The sequence below is a fragment of the Spirillospora sp. NPDC029432 genome (genome assembly GCF_040703975.1).
Classification (GTDB): Bacteria; Actinomycetota; Actinomycetes; order Streptosporangiales; family Streptosporangiaceae; genus Spirillospora.
Genome location: NZ_JBEZWH010000023.1, coordinates 35276 through 50551 on the forward strand (window position 1 = coordinate 35276; position 15276 = coordinate 50551).

Annotated in this window: 14 protein-coding genes and 1 tRNA gene; 9 read left to right on the forward strand and 6 right to left on the reverse strand. The window is 71.2% G+C overall.

Annotation, left to right across the window (positions count from 1 at the left end):
* The first annotated feature begins 81 nt into the window (after positions 1 to 81).
* Entirely contained in the window at positions 82 to 687 is a 606-nt protein-coding gene (locus tag AB0881_RS19860) for a response regulator transcription factor (RefSeq protein WP_366618522.1), read from the forward strand.
* Here AB0881_RS19860 and AB0881_RS19865 read toward each other — a convergent pair.
* Both AB0881_RS19865 and AB0881_RS19870 read right to left on the reverse strand, forming a co-directional pair.
* Positions 574 to 2730, reverse strand: a complete 2157-nt coding sequence (locus AB0881_RS19865; protein ID WP_366618523.1) for a histidine kinase — start codon at positions 2728 to 2730, stop codon at positions 574 to 576. The genes AB0881_RS19860 and AB0881_RS19865 overlap by 114 nt on opposite strands.
* A 135-nt stretch (positions 2731 to 2865) precedes the next feature.
* A tRNA-Leu gene (locus AB0881_RS19870) sits at positions 2866 to 2951 on the reverse strand.
* Positions 2952 to 3077: 126 nt separating this feature from the next.
* On the opposite strand from AB0881_RS19870, the gene AB0881_RS19875 reads away from it, so the two are divergent.
* Genes AB0881_RS19875 through pknB form a run of 7 tightly spaced genes read left to right on the forward strand, consistent with a single transcriptional unit; the run spans position 3078 to position 12468 of the window.
* The gene (locus AB0881_RS19875) at positions 3078 to 3830 is read left to right on the forward strand and encodes a DUF3662 and FHA domain-containing protein (protein WP_366618524.1); all 753 of its coding nucleotides are present in this window, start codon (positions 3078 to 3080) and stop codon (positions 3828 to 3830) included.
* Positions 3831 to 3841: 11 nt separating this feature from the next.
* Positions 3842 to 4318 (forward strand): FHA domain-containing protein, encoded by a 477-nt coding sequence (locus AB0881_RS19880; protein ID WP_366618526.1) that lies wholly within the window; start codon positions 3842 to 3844, stop codon positions 4316 to 4318.
* Complete coding sequence (locus AB0881_RS19885) at positions 4315 to 5907, forward strand: Stp1/IreP family PP2C-type Ser/Thr phosphatase (protein WP_366618528.1); 1593 nt, start codon at positions 4315 to 4317, stop codon at positions 5905 to 5907. The genes AB0881_RS19880 and AB0881_RS19885 overlap by 4 nt, the downstream gene beginning before the upstream one ends.
* Positions 5908 to 7491 (forward strand): FtsW/RodA/SpoVE family cell cycle protein, encoded by a 1584-nt coding sequence (locus tag AB0881_RS19890; RefSeq protein WP_366618530.1) that lies wholly within the window; start codon positions 5908 to 5910, stop codon positions 7489 to 7491. It abuts the gene before it with no gap.
* 60 nt (positions 7492 to 7551) lie between these two features.
* Positions 7552 to 9024, forward strand: coding sequence for a penicillin-binding transpeptidase domain-containing protein (locus tag AB0881_RS19895; protein ID WP_366618532.1), 1473 nt, complete (start codon positions 7552 to 7554; stop codon positions 9022 to 9024).
* Entirely contained in the window at positions 9021 to 10646 is a 1626-nt protein-coding gene (locus AB0881_RS19900; protein ID WP_366618534.1) for a protein kinase, read from the forward strand. The genes AB0881_RS19895 and AB0881_RS19900 overlap by 4 nt, the downstream gene beginning before the upstream one ends.
* A 22-nt stretch (positions 10647 to 10668) precedes the next feature.
* A complete protein-coding gene (gene pknB, locus AB0881_RS19905; protein WP_366618536.1) occupies positions 10669 to 12468 on the forward strand; it encodes a Stk1 family PASTA domain-containing Ser/Thr kinase in 1800 nt (599 codons plus the stop codon).
* A 151-nt stretch (positions 12469 to 12619) separates the two neighbouring features.
* Here the strand turns inward: pknB and AB0881_RS19910 are convergent, their stop codons facing one another.
* Genes AB0881_RS19910 through AB0881_RS19925 form a run of 4 tightly spaced genes read right to left on the reverse strand, consistent with a single transcriptional unit; the run spans position 12620 to position 14841 of the window.
* Positions 12620 to 13264 carry a gamma-glutamyl-gamma-aminobutyrate hydrolase family protein gene (locus AB0881_RS19910; RefSeq protein ID WP_366618538.1) on the reverse strand — a complete coding sequence of 215 codons (645 nt, stop codon included), beginning with the start codon at positions 13262 to 13264 and terminating at the stop codon, positions 12620 to 12622.
* 2 nt (positions 13265 to 13266) lie between these two features.
* The gene (locus tag AB0881_RS19915) at positions 13267 to 13455 is read right to left on the reverse strand and encodes a hypothetical protein (protein ID WP_366618540.1); all 189 of its coding nucleotides are present in this window, start codon (positions 13453 to 13455) and stop codon (positions 13267 to 13269) included.
* A 9-nt stretch (positions 13456 to 13464) separates the two neighbouring features.
* Positions 13465 to 14094: a class E sortase gene (locus AB0881_RS19920; protein ID WP_366618542.1), complete on the reverse strand. Its 630-nt coding sequence runs from the start codon at positions 14092 to 14094 to the stop codon at positions 13465 to 13467.
* Between the two features lie 15 nt (positions 14095 to 14109).
* Positions 14110 to 14841: a DUF881 domain-containing protein gene (locus AB0881_RS19925; RefSeq protein ID WP_366618544.1), complete on the reverse strand. Its 732-nt coding sequence runs from the start codon at positions 14839 to 14841 to the stop codon at positions 14110 to 14112.
* A 73-nt stretch (positions 14842 to 14914) separates the two neighbouring features.
* Between AB0881_RS19925 and AB0881_RS19930 the strand changes: the two genes are divergently transcribed.
* A complete protein-coding gene (locus AB0881_RS19930; protein ID WP_366618546.1) occupies positions 14915 to 15172 on the forward strand; it encodes a cell division protein CrgA in 258 nt (85 codons plus the stop codon).
* The last annotated feature ends 104 nt before the right edge of the window (positions 15173 to 15276 follow it).

The following is a 15276-nucleotide window of genomic DNA, read 5'->3' on the forward strand; positions in this document are numbered from 1 at the left end:
AACTCTGCTGACCTGCGGCTCCGTACGGCAGAGCGCACGTCATCGATCACCCATGAGATCGTCACGGGTAGGGTCGTGAACATGATCAGGGTGCTCCTCGCGGAGGACCAGCACGTGATCCGCACCGCGCTGGTCACGCTGCTCGGCCTGGAACCCGACCTCGAAGTGGTCGCCGACGTCGGCTCCGGCGCGGACGTCGTCCCCGCCGCGCTCGTCCACCTGCCCGACGTGGCCGTCCTGGACATCGACATGCCCGGCATGGACGGGCTGACCGCCGCCGGGACGCTGCGCGAGCGCCTCCCGTCCTGCCGGACGCTGATGCTCACCGCCCACGGCAAGCCCGGCCACCTGCGCCGCGCCCTGGCCGAGAAGGTGGACGGCTTCCTCCTCAAGACCGCGCCCCCCGACCAGCTGGTCGCCGCGATCCGCCGGATCCACGCGGGCGAGCGCGTCCTGGACGCCACCCTCGCCGTCACCGCCTGGGACCTCGCCAACGACCCGCTCACGCCCCGCGAGAAGGACGTGCTGCGGCTGCTGTCCGGCGGCGCGGAGGTCACCGAGATCGCCGGCCGGCTACACCTGTCGGCCGGGACCGTCCGCAACCACCTCACGGCGATCGTCGCCAAGCTGGACGCCCGGGGACGCACCGACGCCGTCCGCATCGCCCGCGAGGCCGGCTGGATCTAGGGCCGCCACCACCCGGAACCGGCCGTCGCCGACCGGGCGCGCGTCCAGCCGCCCGCCCAGCTCGCCGAGCCGCGTCGCGAGGTTGCCGATCCCCGCCCCGGGCGGAGTGATCTCATCCGGGCAGCCGTCGTTCTCCACGACGAGTTCCGCGGCGCGTACCGTGATCTCGCAGTAGCTCGCCGCGCTGTGCCGCAGGACATTGGTGACGGCCTCGCGCAGGACCGTGCTGAACACGGCCCCTTCCACCGGCTCTTCTTCCTGAACGACCCGTACCTCTATACCGGCCGCCCCCAGCACCGACCGCGCCGACGCCAGCTCCGGCCCGAACTCCAGCCGCGGCGCCGCCCCCGTCACCGTCGCCATGTCACGCCTGGCCTGCACCGCCATCCGCACCAGATCCGCGAACTCCTGCCGCGCCCGGTCCGGGTCTGCCACCGCCAGCCGCCGCGCGATCTCCCCCTTCAGCAGGACGGCCGCCAGGCTGTGCCCGAGCAGATCGTGCAGGTCCCTCGCCGCGCGCAGCCGTTCCTGGACGACCGCGGCCCGCGCCATGCCCGCCCCGGCGGCGCGCAGCTCGTCCGCCAGCGCGGCGAGCCGGACCAGCCCGTACACGACCAGTCCCGTCACCAGCACGCTGATCACCGAGTTCGCCACCACGGCCGCGCCGTGCCCCAGCGCCCACGCGATCACCCCCATGCTCGCCATGACCCCCGCCGTCAGCGGCCAGGCGACCGCGGCGGGCAGGACCACCAGCAGCGACCCCACCAGGAACCCCGGCGCGCCGCCCCACGCCTGCCCCAACCACAGGATCGGCACGTAGCTCAGCACGGCCTGCAGGCACAGCGCCCAGCCCCGCCCCACCCACCGGAGCTGGAGGAGGCAGATCATCGCCAGCGGGGGCACGGCGAAGAGCGCCTGCCAGGGCGTCATCAGCAGGAGTCCTTTGGCGCAGAACCCGGCGAGAACGGCGGCGAGCAGCGCCACCGACAGCCGGTGCTCGGCACTGGACGCCTCGGCGGTCGGCGCCGGCGCGCCGGCCACCGCCGCCTCCACGACGAACCACCCGTCCGGCTGCATCCGCGTGTCCAGCCGCCCGCCGACCGCCCGCACCCGCGCGGCCACCCCGGCGAGCGCCTCGGCGCCCCGCGCGACCGTGGCGAACCCGTCGCTCGCCACCCGCAGCACCAGCAGGCCGCCCCGCTCCTCGGTCTCGATGACGCAGTGCCGCGCCCCGCCCTGCCGGACCGCGTCCGTGACGGCCTCCCGCAGCACGGCCGCCAGCAGCGCGCCCGCCTGGCCGAGCGGCTCGCGGTGCCCGGCCCGTACCGCCGCCTCCACATCGGCCGCCGCCAGCAGCCCCCGCGCGGCGGAGAGCTCGGGTGTCAGCGACAGGCTGCGCAGCTCCGTGGCGGCGCTGCGCGCTCCCGCCAGCGCCTCCCGCGCCACATCGAGCACCCGGTCCAGGTCCGCGGGCCCGCGCGCGGCCGCGATCGTGTCCAGTCCCCGGCCGATCCCCTCGTTCAGGCCGGCCGCCATCCGCAGCCGCTCCTCCTCGACGGCCGCCATCGCCAGCGAGATCCGCGCCGAGCCCACCTCGTCGATCCGGTCGATCAGCCGCGACAGCCCGACCGCCACCAGCGCCATGAGCACCGTGGTGATCGCGTAGTCCAGAACCTCCCGCGGCGTCCCGCCCCGGCCCACCACGATGACGGGCGCCGCCACCGCCACCAGCACGGCCGCGACCCTGGCCCGTTCCAGGAGCAGCGCCCCCACCAGCAGTCCCAGCACCGCGACCGAGAACCCGAGCCACAGCACCGCCAGCCCGTGCAGCGCGACCTGCGCCCCCATCCACGGCCACGTACGGAACCGCCGCAACGGCGCCAGCACGTACCGCAGCTGCAGAACGAAGAGCGCCACCGCCACCGGCACGGCGACCGCCGCCCAGGGCCGCCCGACGGCGGCGACGGCGTACACCCCCACCAGGGCCCCGAGTACGGCGACGGCGACGATCCACGCGCGCCTGTCACTCAGCGAGATAGCCACAGAGCACAGGATTTCAGGGCGAGGCAGACAGTGAAGGGGCCGGCGAGAACCTCGCGCAAAGCGGACAGGCCCCCCAGCTTGTCGCTGGGGGGCCTGTTCCGTCACTGTTAGGGGAGGACTCGCGTCGGTACCCCTTGGTGGGCGAGGAGGGATTTGAACCCTCACGTCCTTGCGGACACACGGACCTGAACCGTGCGCGTCTGCCGTTCCGCCACCCGCCCGGGTAGCGCCCCGTTTCCGGGTGCTCGAAAAGGCTAGCACGGTCAGAGGAGTGGTTAGGTAGCCAGATACTCCGTACGAACCTTCGCACCGATACGATCGTCTACCAGTGGGGAAGGGAGGTGCCCGTGGGCGTCATTCAGCGCTTCGAGCGACGGCTCGAAGGCATGGTCGAAGGAGCCTTCGCCCGGGCCTTCAAGTCGGAGCTGCAGCCGGTCGAGGTGGCCAGTGCTGTGCAGCGCGAGATGGATGACCGGGCCGCGATCGTGGCACAGGGTCGTACCCTGGTGCCGAACGACTTCGTCGTCGAGATCTCCCAGCAGGACGGGCAGCGGCTGCAGGTGTACGCCGACAGCCTGAGCCAGGAGCTGGCGAATCTCGCGCGGGAGTACGCGAAGGAACAGGGGTACTCCTTCGTCGGGCCGGTGCGTGTCCGTTTCGAGAACGCCGGCGATCTGGCCACGGGCATGTTCCGCATCCGGTCCGGCGTGATCCGCGGCTCGACGGTCGAGGGCGGCGAGATCCGCCAGCCGGTCAGCGACGTCCCGCAGAGCCGGGGCGGCGTGTTCGGGGGGCATCCGCGGCTGCTGGTCACGACGGCGGTGGAGGGCGGCGACGCCACCCAGCGCACGTACGAGATCAATACGCCGGTGACGCTGCTGGGCCGGGGGACGGACTGCGACCTGCGGCTTGTCGACCCGGGCGTCTCCCGGCATCATGCCGAGATCCGTGTAGAAGGTCCCGAAATCGCTCTCGTCGATCTAGGGTCGACCAACGGCTCCTTCGTGAACGGTCAGCCGATCAGGCGGGTCACGCTCGTCGACGGTTCCCGCGTCACGATGGGCCGGACGACACTCGTGTTCCGCCGCGATAGGGAGTAACCCCGACTCCGATGTCCCCATTCACCCTCACGCTGATCAAGCTGGCGTTCCTCGCGGTGCTCTGGCTCTTCGTCATCGCGGCCGTCGGCGTGATCCGGGCCGATCTGTTCGGCTCGAAGGCCGCCGGCCGGGCGGCCCAGCCGAAGCCCCCCAAAGCGGGCAGACAGCCCAAGGCGCAGCGGGCTCCGCAGCGCAGCGCCCCGACCAAGCTGGTGGTCGTCCAGGGCGAGCGGGCGGGCACCGTCATCGACCTCACCGGGGTCCCGATCACCGTGGGTCGGGCGAATGACTCCACGCTGGTGGTGACCGACGACTACGCTTCGAGCCGCCATGCCCGTATCTTCGCGCAGGACGGTCAGTGGATCGTGGAAGACCTCGGCTCGACCAACGGGACCTACCTGGGCCGTACCAAGGTGTCCCGCCCCATGCCGGTGCCCCCGGGCGTGCCGGTCCGTATCGGCAAGACCGTGATCGAGCTGCGCAAATGACTCTGGGAATCCGCTACGCCGCGCGCTCCGATGTCGGCATGCTGCGCGAGGGAAACGAGGACTCGGCGTACGCGGGCGCGCATCTGCTCGCGGTGGCCGACGGGATGGGCGGCCATGTCGGCGGCGAGATCGCCAGCGCCGCCGCGATCTCCGAGCTGCGCAAGCTCGACAAGGATCTGCCCGCCCCCGAACTGCTGGCCGCGCTGGAGCACACGGTCAAGGCGGCCAACGACAACCTGCACCGGATCGTGGAGTCGGATCCGGCGCTGCAGGGCATGGGGACGACGCTCACCGCGATGCTGTGGGCGGGCAACCAGATCGCGCTGGTGCACATCGGGGACTCGCGCGCCTACCTGCTGCGCGACGGCAGCCTGTTCCAGATCACCCACGACCACACGCTGGTGCAGTCGCTGGTGGACGAGGGGCGCATCAGCCCGGACGAGGCGGCGTCGCACCCGCAGCGCTCGCTGCTGCTGCGCGCGCTGGACGGGCGGGGCGAGGTCGATCCGGACCTGTCGCTGCGCGAGGCCAAGGTCGGCGACCGCTACCTGCTGTGCTCGGACGGCCTGTCCGGCGTGGTCACGGCGGAGACGATCTTCCAGGTGCTGACCGACATCGACGACCCCGAGCAGGCCGTCCGGCAGCTGATCGATCTGGCCAACCGCGGCGGCGGCCCCGACAACATCACCTGTGTCGTGGCCGATGTCGTCGAGCTGGGCCAGCAGCCGCCGCCGACGTCCCCCGGCACGGCCGTGGGCGCGGCGGCGAACGCGCGCCCGGCCGACGGCCCGGGCGGGCCCGGCGGGGCCCCCGGCGCCGCCGCCGACACTCCGGCCGGCCGCGCGGCGCAGCTGCGCGACACGATGCCGCAGCCGCCGGTGGTGGTGGACGAGATGCCGCCGCCCCAGCAGGCGCAGCCGTACCCGATGAACGATCCGCGCCAGGTGCCGCCGCAGCCGGGCGCGATGGCCCAGCCCGCGCCCGCTCCGGTACGCGGCGGCGGGGCGCGCAAGTGGGCGTGGCTGATCGGCGTGGCGGGCGTGATGGTGGTCGGTGTGGCCGCCGTGGGCGTCTTCGCGGTGCAGAGCATGAAGAGCGGCTACTACGTCGGCGAGCAGGGCGGCCAGGTCGTCCTCTTCAAGGGCACGACGCAGGACCTGCCGCTGCTCGACATGTCGGAGAAGGCCCCCGCCAAGGACCAGCTGAACCCGCCGATCGCGGTGGCCGACCTGCCGGAGATCAAGCAGCGGGAGGTCAAGGCCACCTACACCGTGGACAAGCCGGCCAAGATCCAGGAGTTGACGCGGATCGTCTGCAGGTACACCCTCGCCCCCGAGCGCGGCAAGGTCATCGTGGTCAAGGGCAAGGGCCGCGGCCAGGAGTGCGGCGAGGGCAAGGTCAAGGACAGCGGGCTGGCGATGAGCGAGCTGCCCGACGGCGACGCGAACGCGATCCAGTCGGGCAAGCGCGCGTTCGTCGGCCTCCCGGCGGCGGACGCCGAGATCGCCAAGCTCACGGAGCGGCGGGACGACTGCAAGTCCGACCGGCCGAGTATCCAGGACTGCCCGTCCGCTGGGGGGCGATCGTAAGTGGGTTCGATCGGGGAGCAGATCAGGGCGCAGGTGCCGTTCCAGCGGCGCAACGCGGCCTCGCTGGTCCTGCTGGTCTTCGCGATGGTGCTGACGCTGTCGGCGTTCGCGGAGGTCGGCCTGGCCCGTGACGGCCGCATCCCGGCCGGCCTGTTCGGCTACGGCGGAGCCCTGGCCGTGCTGGCCTTCGCCGCGTTCTTCGTGCAGTCGAAGTTCGCCCCGTACGCGGATCCGCTGCTGCTGCCGCTGGCGGTGGCGCTGAACGGCATCGGGCTGGCGATGATCTACCGGCTCGACCTCGACACCAGCGCCGACAAGCAGACGGCCCTGGTGGAGGGGACGGTCGCCAAGGACGCCGCGGACGCGCCGTCCCAGCTGATGTGGACGTTCGTCGGCATCGCGCTGTTCGTGATCGCGGTCCTGATCATGCGGGACACCGACAAGACCGACGCGCCGCTGTCGTTCACGCCCAAGACCGCGCAGCGCTACACGTACCTGATCGGGCTGGGCGCGATCATCCTGCTGCTGCTGCCGATCGTGCCCGGCATCGGGCAGCAGATCAACGGCGCCCGGGTGTGGATCAACATCGGCGGCTTCTCGGTGCAGCCGGGCGAGTTCGCCAAGCTGCTGCTGGTCGTGTTCTTCGCCGGCTACCTGGTCAACAAGCGGCAGGCGATGTCGCTGATCGGCAAGAAGATCGGCCCGATCAGCCTGCCGCGGGCCCGCGACCTGGGCCCGATCATGGTGATCTGGATCTTCTGCCTGGGCGTCCTGTTCATCCAGAAGGACCTGGGCACCGCGCTGCTGTACTTCGGCCTGTTCGTGTCGATGCTCTACATCGCGACCCAGCGGGTCTCCTGGGTGGTGATCGGCGTCGGGCTGCTGGCGGTCGGCATCTTCATCGCGACGCTGCTGCCGTTCATGGGCCACGTCAACCAGCGGATCAGCATCTGGCAGAACCCGACGCCGTACTTCGACGGCGGCTGCATGCTGGAGAGCGGCCGGGTCGTCCCGGTCAACCCCGACACCGAGATCTTCAAGCGGTTCCAGGCGCAGGGCAGCGAGTCCCCCGGGCTGGCCGCGTGCGCCGAGCTGGGCGGCGACTACTCCGACAGCGCCCAGCTGATGCACGGCCTGTTCGCGCTCGGCCAGGGCGGGGTGCTCGGCACCGGGCTCGGCCAGGGCGAGCCGTGGAAGATCCCGCTGTCGTTCAGCGACTTCATCTTCGACTCCATGGGCGAGGAACTCGGCCTCACCGGGCTGATGGCGTTGCTGCTGATATACGCGCTGATCGTGCAACGCGGTATGAAGACGGCCGTCGCGGCACGAGATCCGTTCCTGAAACTCTTCGCCGGTGGCGTGTCGTTCGTCCTGGCGCTCCAGGTGTTCGTCATCGTCGGTGGTGTCACCAAGCTGATCCCGCTGACCGGTCTGACGACGCCGTTCCTGTCCCAGGGCGGTTCGTCGATGATGGCGAACTGGATCCTGATCGCGATCCTGGTGCGGATGAGCCACGACGCGCGCAAGCCCGCGCCGCAGGCGATCCAGGACGAGGGCATGACGCAGGTCGTGAGCCTGCGATGACGAACCGATGCACTGCCGACCGATGACCACAGGCGCTGAGGGGGGCTAGACACCATGAACATGGACAAGCCGGTGCGCCGGGTCGCGATCTTCGCGCTGCTGCTGTTCTTCGGGCTGATGGCCCAGGTGAACTACGTGCAGGGCAGCCAGGCGGAGGCGCTGCGGACCGACAAGAACAACCGGCGCCAGTACGCCGACGTCTTCAACGCGCCCCGGGGGCAGATCACCGCCGGCGGTCAGGTGCTGGCCAAGTCGGACCTGACCGGCAAGGACAACCCCAAGTACGGCCGCACCTACAAGGACGGGCTGATCTTCTCGCCGGCCACCGGGTTCTTCAACGGCGGCGCGTCCAAGGTCGAGATGTCCTACAACTCGCTGCTGGGCGGCAAGGACAAGCGGATCACCCAGCAGCGCTGGTTCGACACGTTCATCGGCAAGAAGGCCGAGGGCGCGGACGTCGAGCTCGCGCTGGACCCGCAGGCCCAGTCGCTGGCCTACAGCCGGCTCAAGGCCAGCACGTCCCGGCGCGCCGGTGCGGCGGTGGTCGACATCGAGACCGGCGCGATCGTGGTGCTGGCCTCGTTCCCCTCGTTCAACCCCAACGAGGTCGCCCCGCAGACCGGCCTCAAGGGCGGCAAGCGGCTGGAGGAGCTGGAGAACCAGCGCGGCGTGATCAAGCCGCTGATCGACAACGCGATGAGCCAGACGTTCCCGCCCGGCTCCACGTTCAAGACGGTCACCGCCGCGATCGCGATGGAGCAGATGAACCTCAACAGCTCCAGCATCGTCAACACCGGCCAGCTGGTCCTGCCGGAGTCCAACCGGCCGCTGCCCAACTCGCACGACACCGGCCAGTGCGCCGGCCGCGCCACCCTGCGCGGCGCGTTCGCCGAGTCCTGCAACACCACGTTCGCCGAGCTGGCGATGCAGATGACCATCGAGCGGCTCAACCAGGGCGCCAGCAAGTTCGGCTTCAACAAGCGGGTGGAGATCGAGCCCGACCTGTTCGCCGCCGAGAGCGACGTCCCCGTCTCGATCAAGGACCCGAAGACCGGCGAGACCATCCAGACCGGCAAGGACGGCACCGCCCGTTCCGGCATCGGCCAGGAGAACGTGCGCGCCACCCCGCTGCAGATGGCGATGGTCGCCCAGGCCGTGGCGAACGACGGCAAGATCATGACGCCGCACCTGGTGGAGAAGGTCCGCGCCAAGGACCAGAGCGAGCTCTACAGCGCCGAGCCCAAGCAGTACTCCCAGCCGCTGAGCAAGGACCACGCCGACCAGCTGGCCGACATGATGCGCGCCGTGGTCACCGAGGGCACCGCGAAGAACCTGGCCCAGTTCAACATCGCCGGCAAGACCGGTACCGCCGAGCAGGGCCCGGGCAACCCCAACGCCCGCTGGTTCATGGGCTTCGCCCCGATGGAGAAGCCGAAGTACGCCTTCGCCGTCGTCACCGAGGGCACCGGCAGTGGTGGTGAGGCCGCCGGCCCGGTCGCCGGTGCGATCATGCAGGCGGTGCTGCGCAAGTGAGCCATGACCTCGTCCTGAACGACCGGTACCGGCTGGTGGAACGGCTGGCCACCGGCGGGATGGGCGAGGTCTGGAGAGCGGCCGACCAGGCGCTGGCCCGGGCCGTGGCGGTGAAGCTGCTGCGGCCCGAACTCGTGTCTGACGCCTCGGCGTGCGCGCGGTTCCGGGCCGAGGCGCAGTTCGCCGCGGCGCTCAAGCACGACGGCATCGCGCAGGTGTACGACGTCGGCGTCCAGGACGGCCGCTCGTACCTGGTCATGGAGCTGGTCGAGGGCGAGCCGCTGGCGGAGATCATCGCCCGTGCCGGGGCGCTGCCGCCGGCGGCGGTGCTGGACCTGCTCGCCCAGGCGGGCCGGGCGCTGGCCGCCGCGCACGACGCCGGGATCGTGCACCGCGACATCAAGCCCGCCAACCTGATGGTCACCGGCGCCGGCACCGTCAAGATCACCGATTTCGGCATCGCGCGGCGGCTGCGGGCGGCGGTCTCGCAGACCCAGACCGGCATGGTCATGGGCACCGCCCACTACATCTCGCCCGAGCAGGCGTCCGGGCAGGACCTCACCCCGTCCGCCGACCTCTACTCGCTGGGCGTGGTGGCGTACGAGTGCCTGACCGGGCACGTCCCGTTCGACGGCGACACCCCGGTCGCGGTGGCGCTGCGCCACGTGCGGGAGGTCCCGGCCCCGCTGCCCGAGCGCGTCCCCGCGCCGGTCCGCGACCTGGTGTACGAGCTGCTCGGCAAGCTGCCCGGAGATCGTCCGGCGGGCGCCGACGCGACCGCCGACCGCGCCCTGGACATCCGCGACCGCGCCGGGATCGTCGGCCCCGGGCTGCGCCGCTGGACCGGCAGCCCCGGCCGCGGCACCGGCCCCGGCCTCTACCCGGACCACCCGGCCGTCCGGCCGGCCCCGGCCGTTCCGGCTAGGAGCGATCCGGCCCAGAGCAATCCGGCTAAGAGCGTGCTGGCGGCCCCGGCCGCCGCGCCGGACGCTCCGCCGGAGGACGTGATCGAGAACCCTGGTCCGGTACGGCGGGACGTGTCGGCCTCGGCGGGCACCGAGCGGCTGCCCGCCGCCCCCTGGCCGACGGGGATGGGCGGCACCTCGGCCACCTCGGGGGATTTGTCGGAATTTGACGGGGGAGACAGGCCGGATAGCCTCGCCTCCGGGAAAGTGACCGCGCGACGGCGCTCGGCACTCACCTACACTTCGGTGGCCGCCGGGACACTGTTGCTCGGCGTCATCGTGGTGGGCACAATGTGGCGGGGCATCGGCACCACCGAACCCCTCCGGGAGAAACAGGAGAGGCTCCCGGCCGTACAACCGGGCGAGGGCGACCCCGTCCGGCGGCTCCCGGACGACCCGGCGACCCGGCTCTACGAGATCGAGCGCCCCGGCCAGGAGACCACCAGGCCCTCTCCAACCAGCGACCCTCGCTCGTCAACGCCCCGGTATCCCCGTGCGTCCCCTTCACACAAGCCAACCAGGAAACCGCCCAGGGCGACCCCCAGCGCCCCAGATCCAACACCGAGCCCGACGGGGAGCACCACGACTCCGTCAACTCCGACCCCGGATCCCTCGCCCACCGATAGCGGGGAACTAGGTTCAGAGGACAAGGTGTAGAGGTACAAGGGAAAGTGCACATATGAGTCAACCTCGGCTGCTCGGCGGCCGCTACGAGCTCGATGTCGTCATCGGGCGCGGCGGCATGGCCGAGGTCTACCGTGCCCGAGACCTGCGCCTCGATCGAGTGGTCGCGGTCAAGACCCTGCGTTCGGACCTGGCGCGCGACCCGACGTTCCAGGCCAGGTTCCGGCGGGAGGCGCAGTCCGCGGCCTCGCTGAACCACCCCTCCGTCATCGCCGTGTACGACACCGGCGAGGACGTCGTGGGCGACACCCCGATCCCGTACATCGTCATGGAGTACGTGGACGGCAGCACGCTGCGCGATCTCCTCCGGGAGAACCGCGCGCTGCTGCCGGAGAAGGCGCTGGAGATCACCGACGGGATCCTGCGGGCGCTGGACTACAGCCACCGCGGCGGCATCGTGCACCGCGACATCAAGCCGGCCAACGTGATGCTGACCCGCAACCACGAGGTCAAGGTCATGGACTTCGGCATCGCCCGCGCGATGGCCGACTCCGCGTCCACGATGACGCAGACCGCGCAGGTGATCGGGACCGCGCAGTACCTCTCCCCGGAGCAGGCCCGCGGCGAGCGGGTCGACTTCCGCAGCGACATCTACTCCACCGGCTGCGTGCTGTACGAGCTGCTCACCGGCCAGCCGCCGTTCACCGGCGACTCCCCGGTCGCGATCGCGTACCAGCACGTGCGGGAGGAGCCGGTCCCGCCGTCCCAGGTGGACCCGGAGATCCCGCAGTGGGCCGACGCGATCGTCCTCAAGGCGATGGCGAAGGACGCCGACCACCGCTACCAGAACGCCACGGAGTTCCGGCAGGAGATCCAGCGCGTGCTGCAGGGCCAGCCGGTGTCGTCCACCGCGGCCTCGACGATGATGATGGGCGCGCAGCCGCAGGGCACCCAGGTGATGGGCGCCGTACCGGGCGGCGGTCCGGCCCGTACCCAGGTGCAGCGGCCCATGGGCAACGGGTACGACCTGCCGCCCGTCCACTACGACGAGCGGATGGACGACCGCCGCGGCGGCGGCGGCAAGAAGGCGGCGCTCTGGGTGGCGCTGGCCGTGCTGTTCATCGGCGGCGCCGGCCTGATCGGCTGGGCGATGTCGGGCGGCGGCGGCGAGGACAAGGTCGCCGTGCCGTCCTCGATCGTGAACTCCTCGCAGACCGACGCCCGCGCCGCGCTGCAGAAGGCCGGGCTGGAGGTCGGCGAAGTCTCCGAGGACTGGAACGACGAGGTCAAGAAGGACCACGTCATCAGCACCGACCCGGCGCCCGGCACCAACGTGGTGAAGGGCAGCTCGGTCAAGCTCGTGGTGTCGAAGGGCAAGAAGCCGCCGGCGCTGGTCGAGGTCCCGGACGTGGCCGGCAAGCCGTACGTGGTGGCCAAGCAGCTCCTGGAGGCCAGGGGCTTCGACGTGAGGCGGGACACCCAGACCGACGACGGCGTGCCGCGCAACAACGTCATCCGCAGTACTCCGGGCGCCGGCCAGAAGATCGCCAAGGGTTCGGACGTGACCGTCGTGGTGTCGCTCGGCCCGAGCAACATCAAGGTGCCCGACCTGTTCAACACCAGCCAGCGCTCGGCCTGCCAGCAGCTCAACGCGCTGGGGCTCAAGTGCAAGCCCGAACGCGCCGTGGCACCGCCGGACAAGCAGGTCTCGCCGGGCCAGGTGTTCGCCCAGTCGCCCGGTCCGGACGCGACCGTGGCGCCCGGGGACACGATCACCATCCAGATCGCGGAGGAGCCGGAGCCCACGCCGAGCGGCCCGGAGGTCCCGGATATCCCCCGCCCCGGTGACGGCTGATCCGGCGGAGTGAACGATCGGGCCCCGGCTCTCGGGTAGGAGAGCCGGGGCCCGTTCACGTTTCCGGACCTCGCCGGGCACGGTCCGGGCATGAAGAGAGGGCTTCCGCCACTCGGGGGCAATGGCGGAAGCCCTCACCATGGTCTTCGGATCATGGGCCGGAAGTGTTACGTGTTCCACCAAAGTTTTTCCCGGCCGCTCCGCCGACGGCTCGCGGCGGTCCCGGCGGTTCCGCGGATGCGCAGGTCGCGAGCCAGTTCCGGAGCAGCGCATGGCCGTGCTCGGACAGCACGGACTCGGGATGGAACTGGACCCCCTCCAGCCGCCGGGCGCGGTGCCGCAGCCCCATCACCACCCCGCCGGCGGTACGGGCCGTGATCTCCAGCTCGGCCGGTACGGTCTCCGGCACCACCGCGAGCGAGTGGTAGCGCGTCGCCGTGAACGGCTCGGGCAGTCCCGCGAAGACGCCCCGGCCGTCGTGGTGGATCCGGCTCGTCGAACCGTGGACGATCTCCGGCGCGCGGGTCACCGCCGCCCCGTACACCGCCCCGATGATCTGGTGGCCGAGGCAGACGCCGAGCACGGGCGCCGCCGCGTACCGGACGAGGTCCAGGCAGATCCCCGCGTCCGCCGGATGCCCGGGGCCGGGGCTGATCAGGATTCCGGCCATGCCGGCGGCGTCGTCCAGGCCGACGTCCGAGCGGTCCTTCACCAGGCAGTCGGCGCCGAGCCCCCGAAGGTACTGGACGATCGTGAAGACGAAGCTGTCGTGGTTGTCCACGACCAGGACGCGCACGGTCAGCCGCCTCCGGACCCGGGGGCGGGCGCGGGCGAGTCGACGACGCCGTGGTCGAACCGCATCTTCGGCTCCAGCCACGGGAACACGCCGTACCAGAGGACGAGCACCACGACCAGCACGAGCGCGGCGGCCACGGCCGTCTTGAGCTTCCAGCCGCCGGGCAGCCGGCGCCAGATCCACGCGTACACGCAAACCTCCTAACGGACGGCCGAACCGGCCCGGGGGACCGTCTCCGCCAGCTCACCGAAGACGATCAGCCGTTCGGCGGCGGAGTACTTCGGGTGGCAGGTGGTCAGGGTGATCAGCGGTTCGTCCGGCTTCGCCTTCGGCCGCATCGGAACGGGCGCCGTCACCTCGACCGCCGTCGGCTCGACGACCTTCCGCCCGGTCACGCGGTAGACGAACTGCCTCTCCCTCGTGTCGATGAGGATCTCGTCGCCCTTGCGCAGCTCGCCGACCCGGTTGAACGGCGCCGAATAGGTCGTCCGGTGCCCCGACACGACGAAGTTGCCGACCTCGCCCGGCATCGCGCTGCCCGGATAGTGCCCCGGCCCCTTGCGCAGGTGCTTCTGGGTGACGCCCTCGACCACCACGAACCGGTACTTCTTCCCGAACCGGGGGATCCTGATCAGCGCCATGCCCCGGCCCAGCTCGACCTTCTCCCGGGTCACCTTCGACGACCAGGACCGCTGGAGGTCCTCGCCCAGCTCGTCCTGCTGCGCCCGCGTGTACCGGCCGGTCCCCCACAGCCCGTACGTGACGAACAGGAGCAGCACCAGCCCGGCCGTGATGCACAGCTCGCCGAGACCGCGGATGAGCACCCGCACCGCGCGTCCTCCCTGTCAGTCGCCCTCGCCCGGCACCGTCGCGTACTTCATCGCCACGTTCCCGGTGTACGCCGGCAGCGCCGCCCTGCCCACGTCCCGCACCTTGTAGCCGAGCCCGTACTCCCGCACGTACCTCTTGTAGACCGCGATCTCCGGGGAGGCGTCCAGCGCGTCCCGCAACCGCTCCCGATCCCCGACGGCGGTGATCTTGAACGGCGGCGAGTAGACGACCCCCTGCAAGATCAGCGTATTGCCCACGCACCGTACCGCGCTGGTCGAGATCACCCGCTGGTCCATGATCTGCATGCCGGTCGCGCCGCCCGCCCACAGCGCGTTCACGACCGCCTGGACGTCCACCTCGTGCACCACCAGATCGTCCGCCCGGACGCCCTGCGGCCGCAGCACCGCGTCGTCCAGCGTCACCCGCACGCCGGGGCCCTCCATCGGCTCGAACCCGGACCGGGCCGCCAGCGCGTCCGCCCGCGCCCGCGCCTCCTTCACCCGCGCGTCATGGCGACCCGCCCGCCGCGACAGGGCGTCGACTTCATCGCGCAGCCGCCGGTAGTCTGCCCGTGTGTCGCGCGCGCGGCGCTGCTCGGCGCCGATCAGCTCGGTGAGCCGGGTCCGGCCGTCCTCGCGCAGGTCCGTCCCGCGGGCCGTGCTCGCGCTCGCCGCGAACAACGTTCCCGCGAGAAGCGTGAGGGCTGGGATGATGCTTCCCCACGCCGAACGCCGTACGCTGCTCACCAGCGACTACGCTAGCCGACAAACCACCCATGCGCGGACCGGCACTCCGGCCGCCCAAGGAGACCGAAGCAACGTGGCCAAGTCCAAAGTGCGCAAGAAGGCCGTCTACACGCCGCCGCAGAAGTCCACGGCACCGCAGGTCAGCCCGCGCTGGCTGGTCCCCACGATGTGCGTCCTCTGGCTCCTCGGCCTGGCCTGGATCGCCACCTTCTACGTGACCGCCAGCACCGGCACCAACGTCCCGTGGATGAGCGACCTCGGCAACTGGAACCTGGGCATCGGCTTCACCGCCATCATCCTGGGAGTGATCCTGTCGACCAAGTGGCGTTGACGTCGCTCGAATCCGCCTTCGGACGCGATCGCGACGCATGAGGCCGTGACCACCTCGGCGGGCCGCCTGAGGTGGTCTCGAATCTGACCGACCGGCCTGTATCA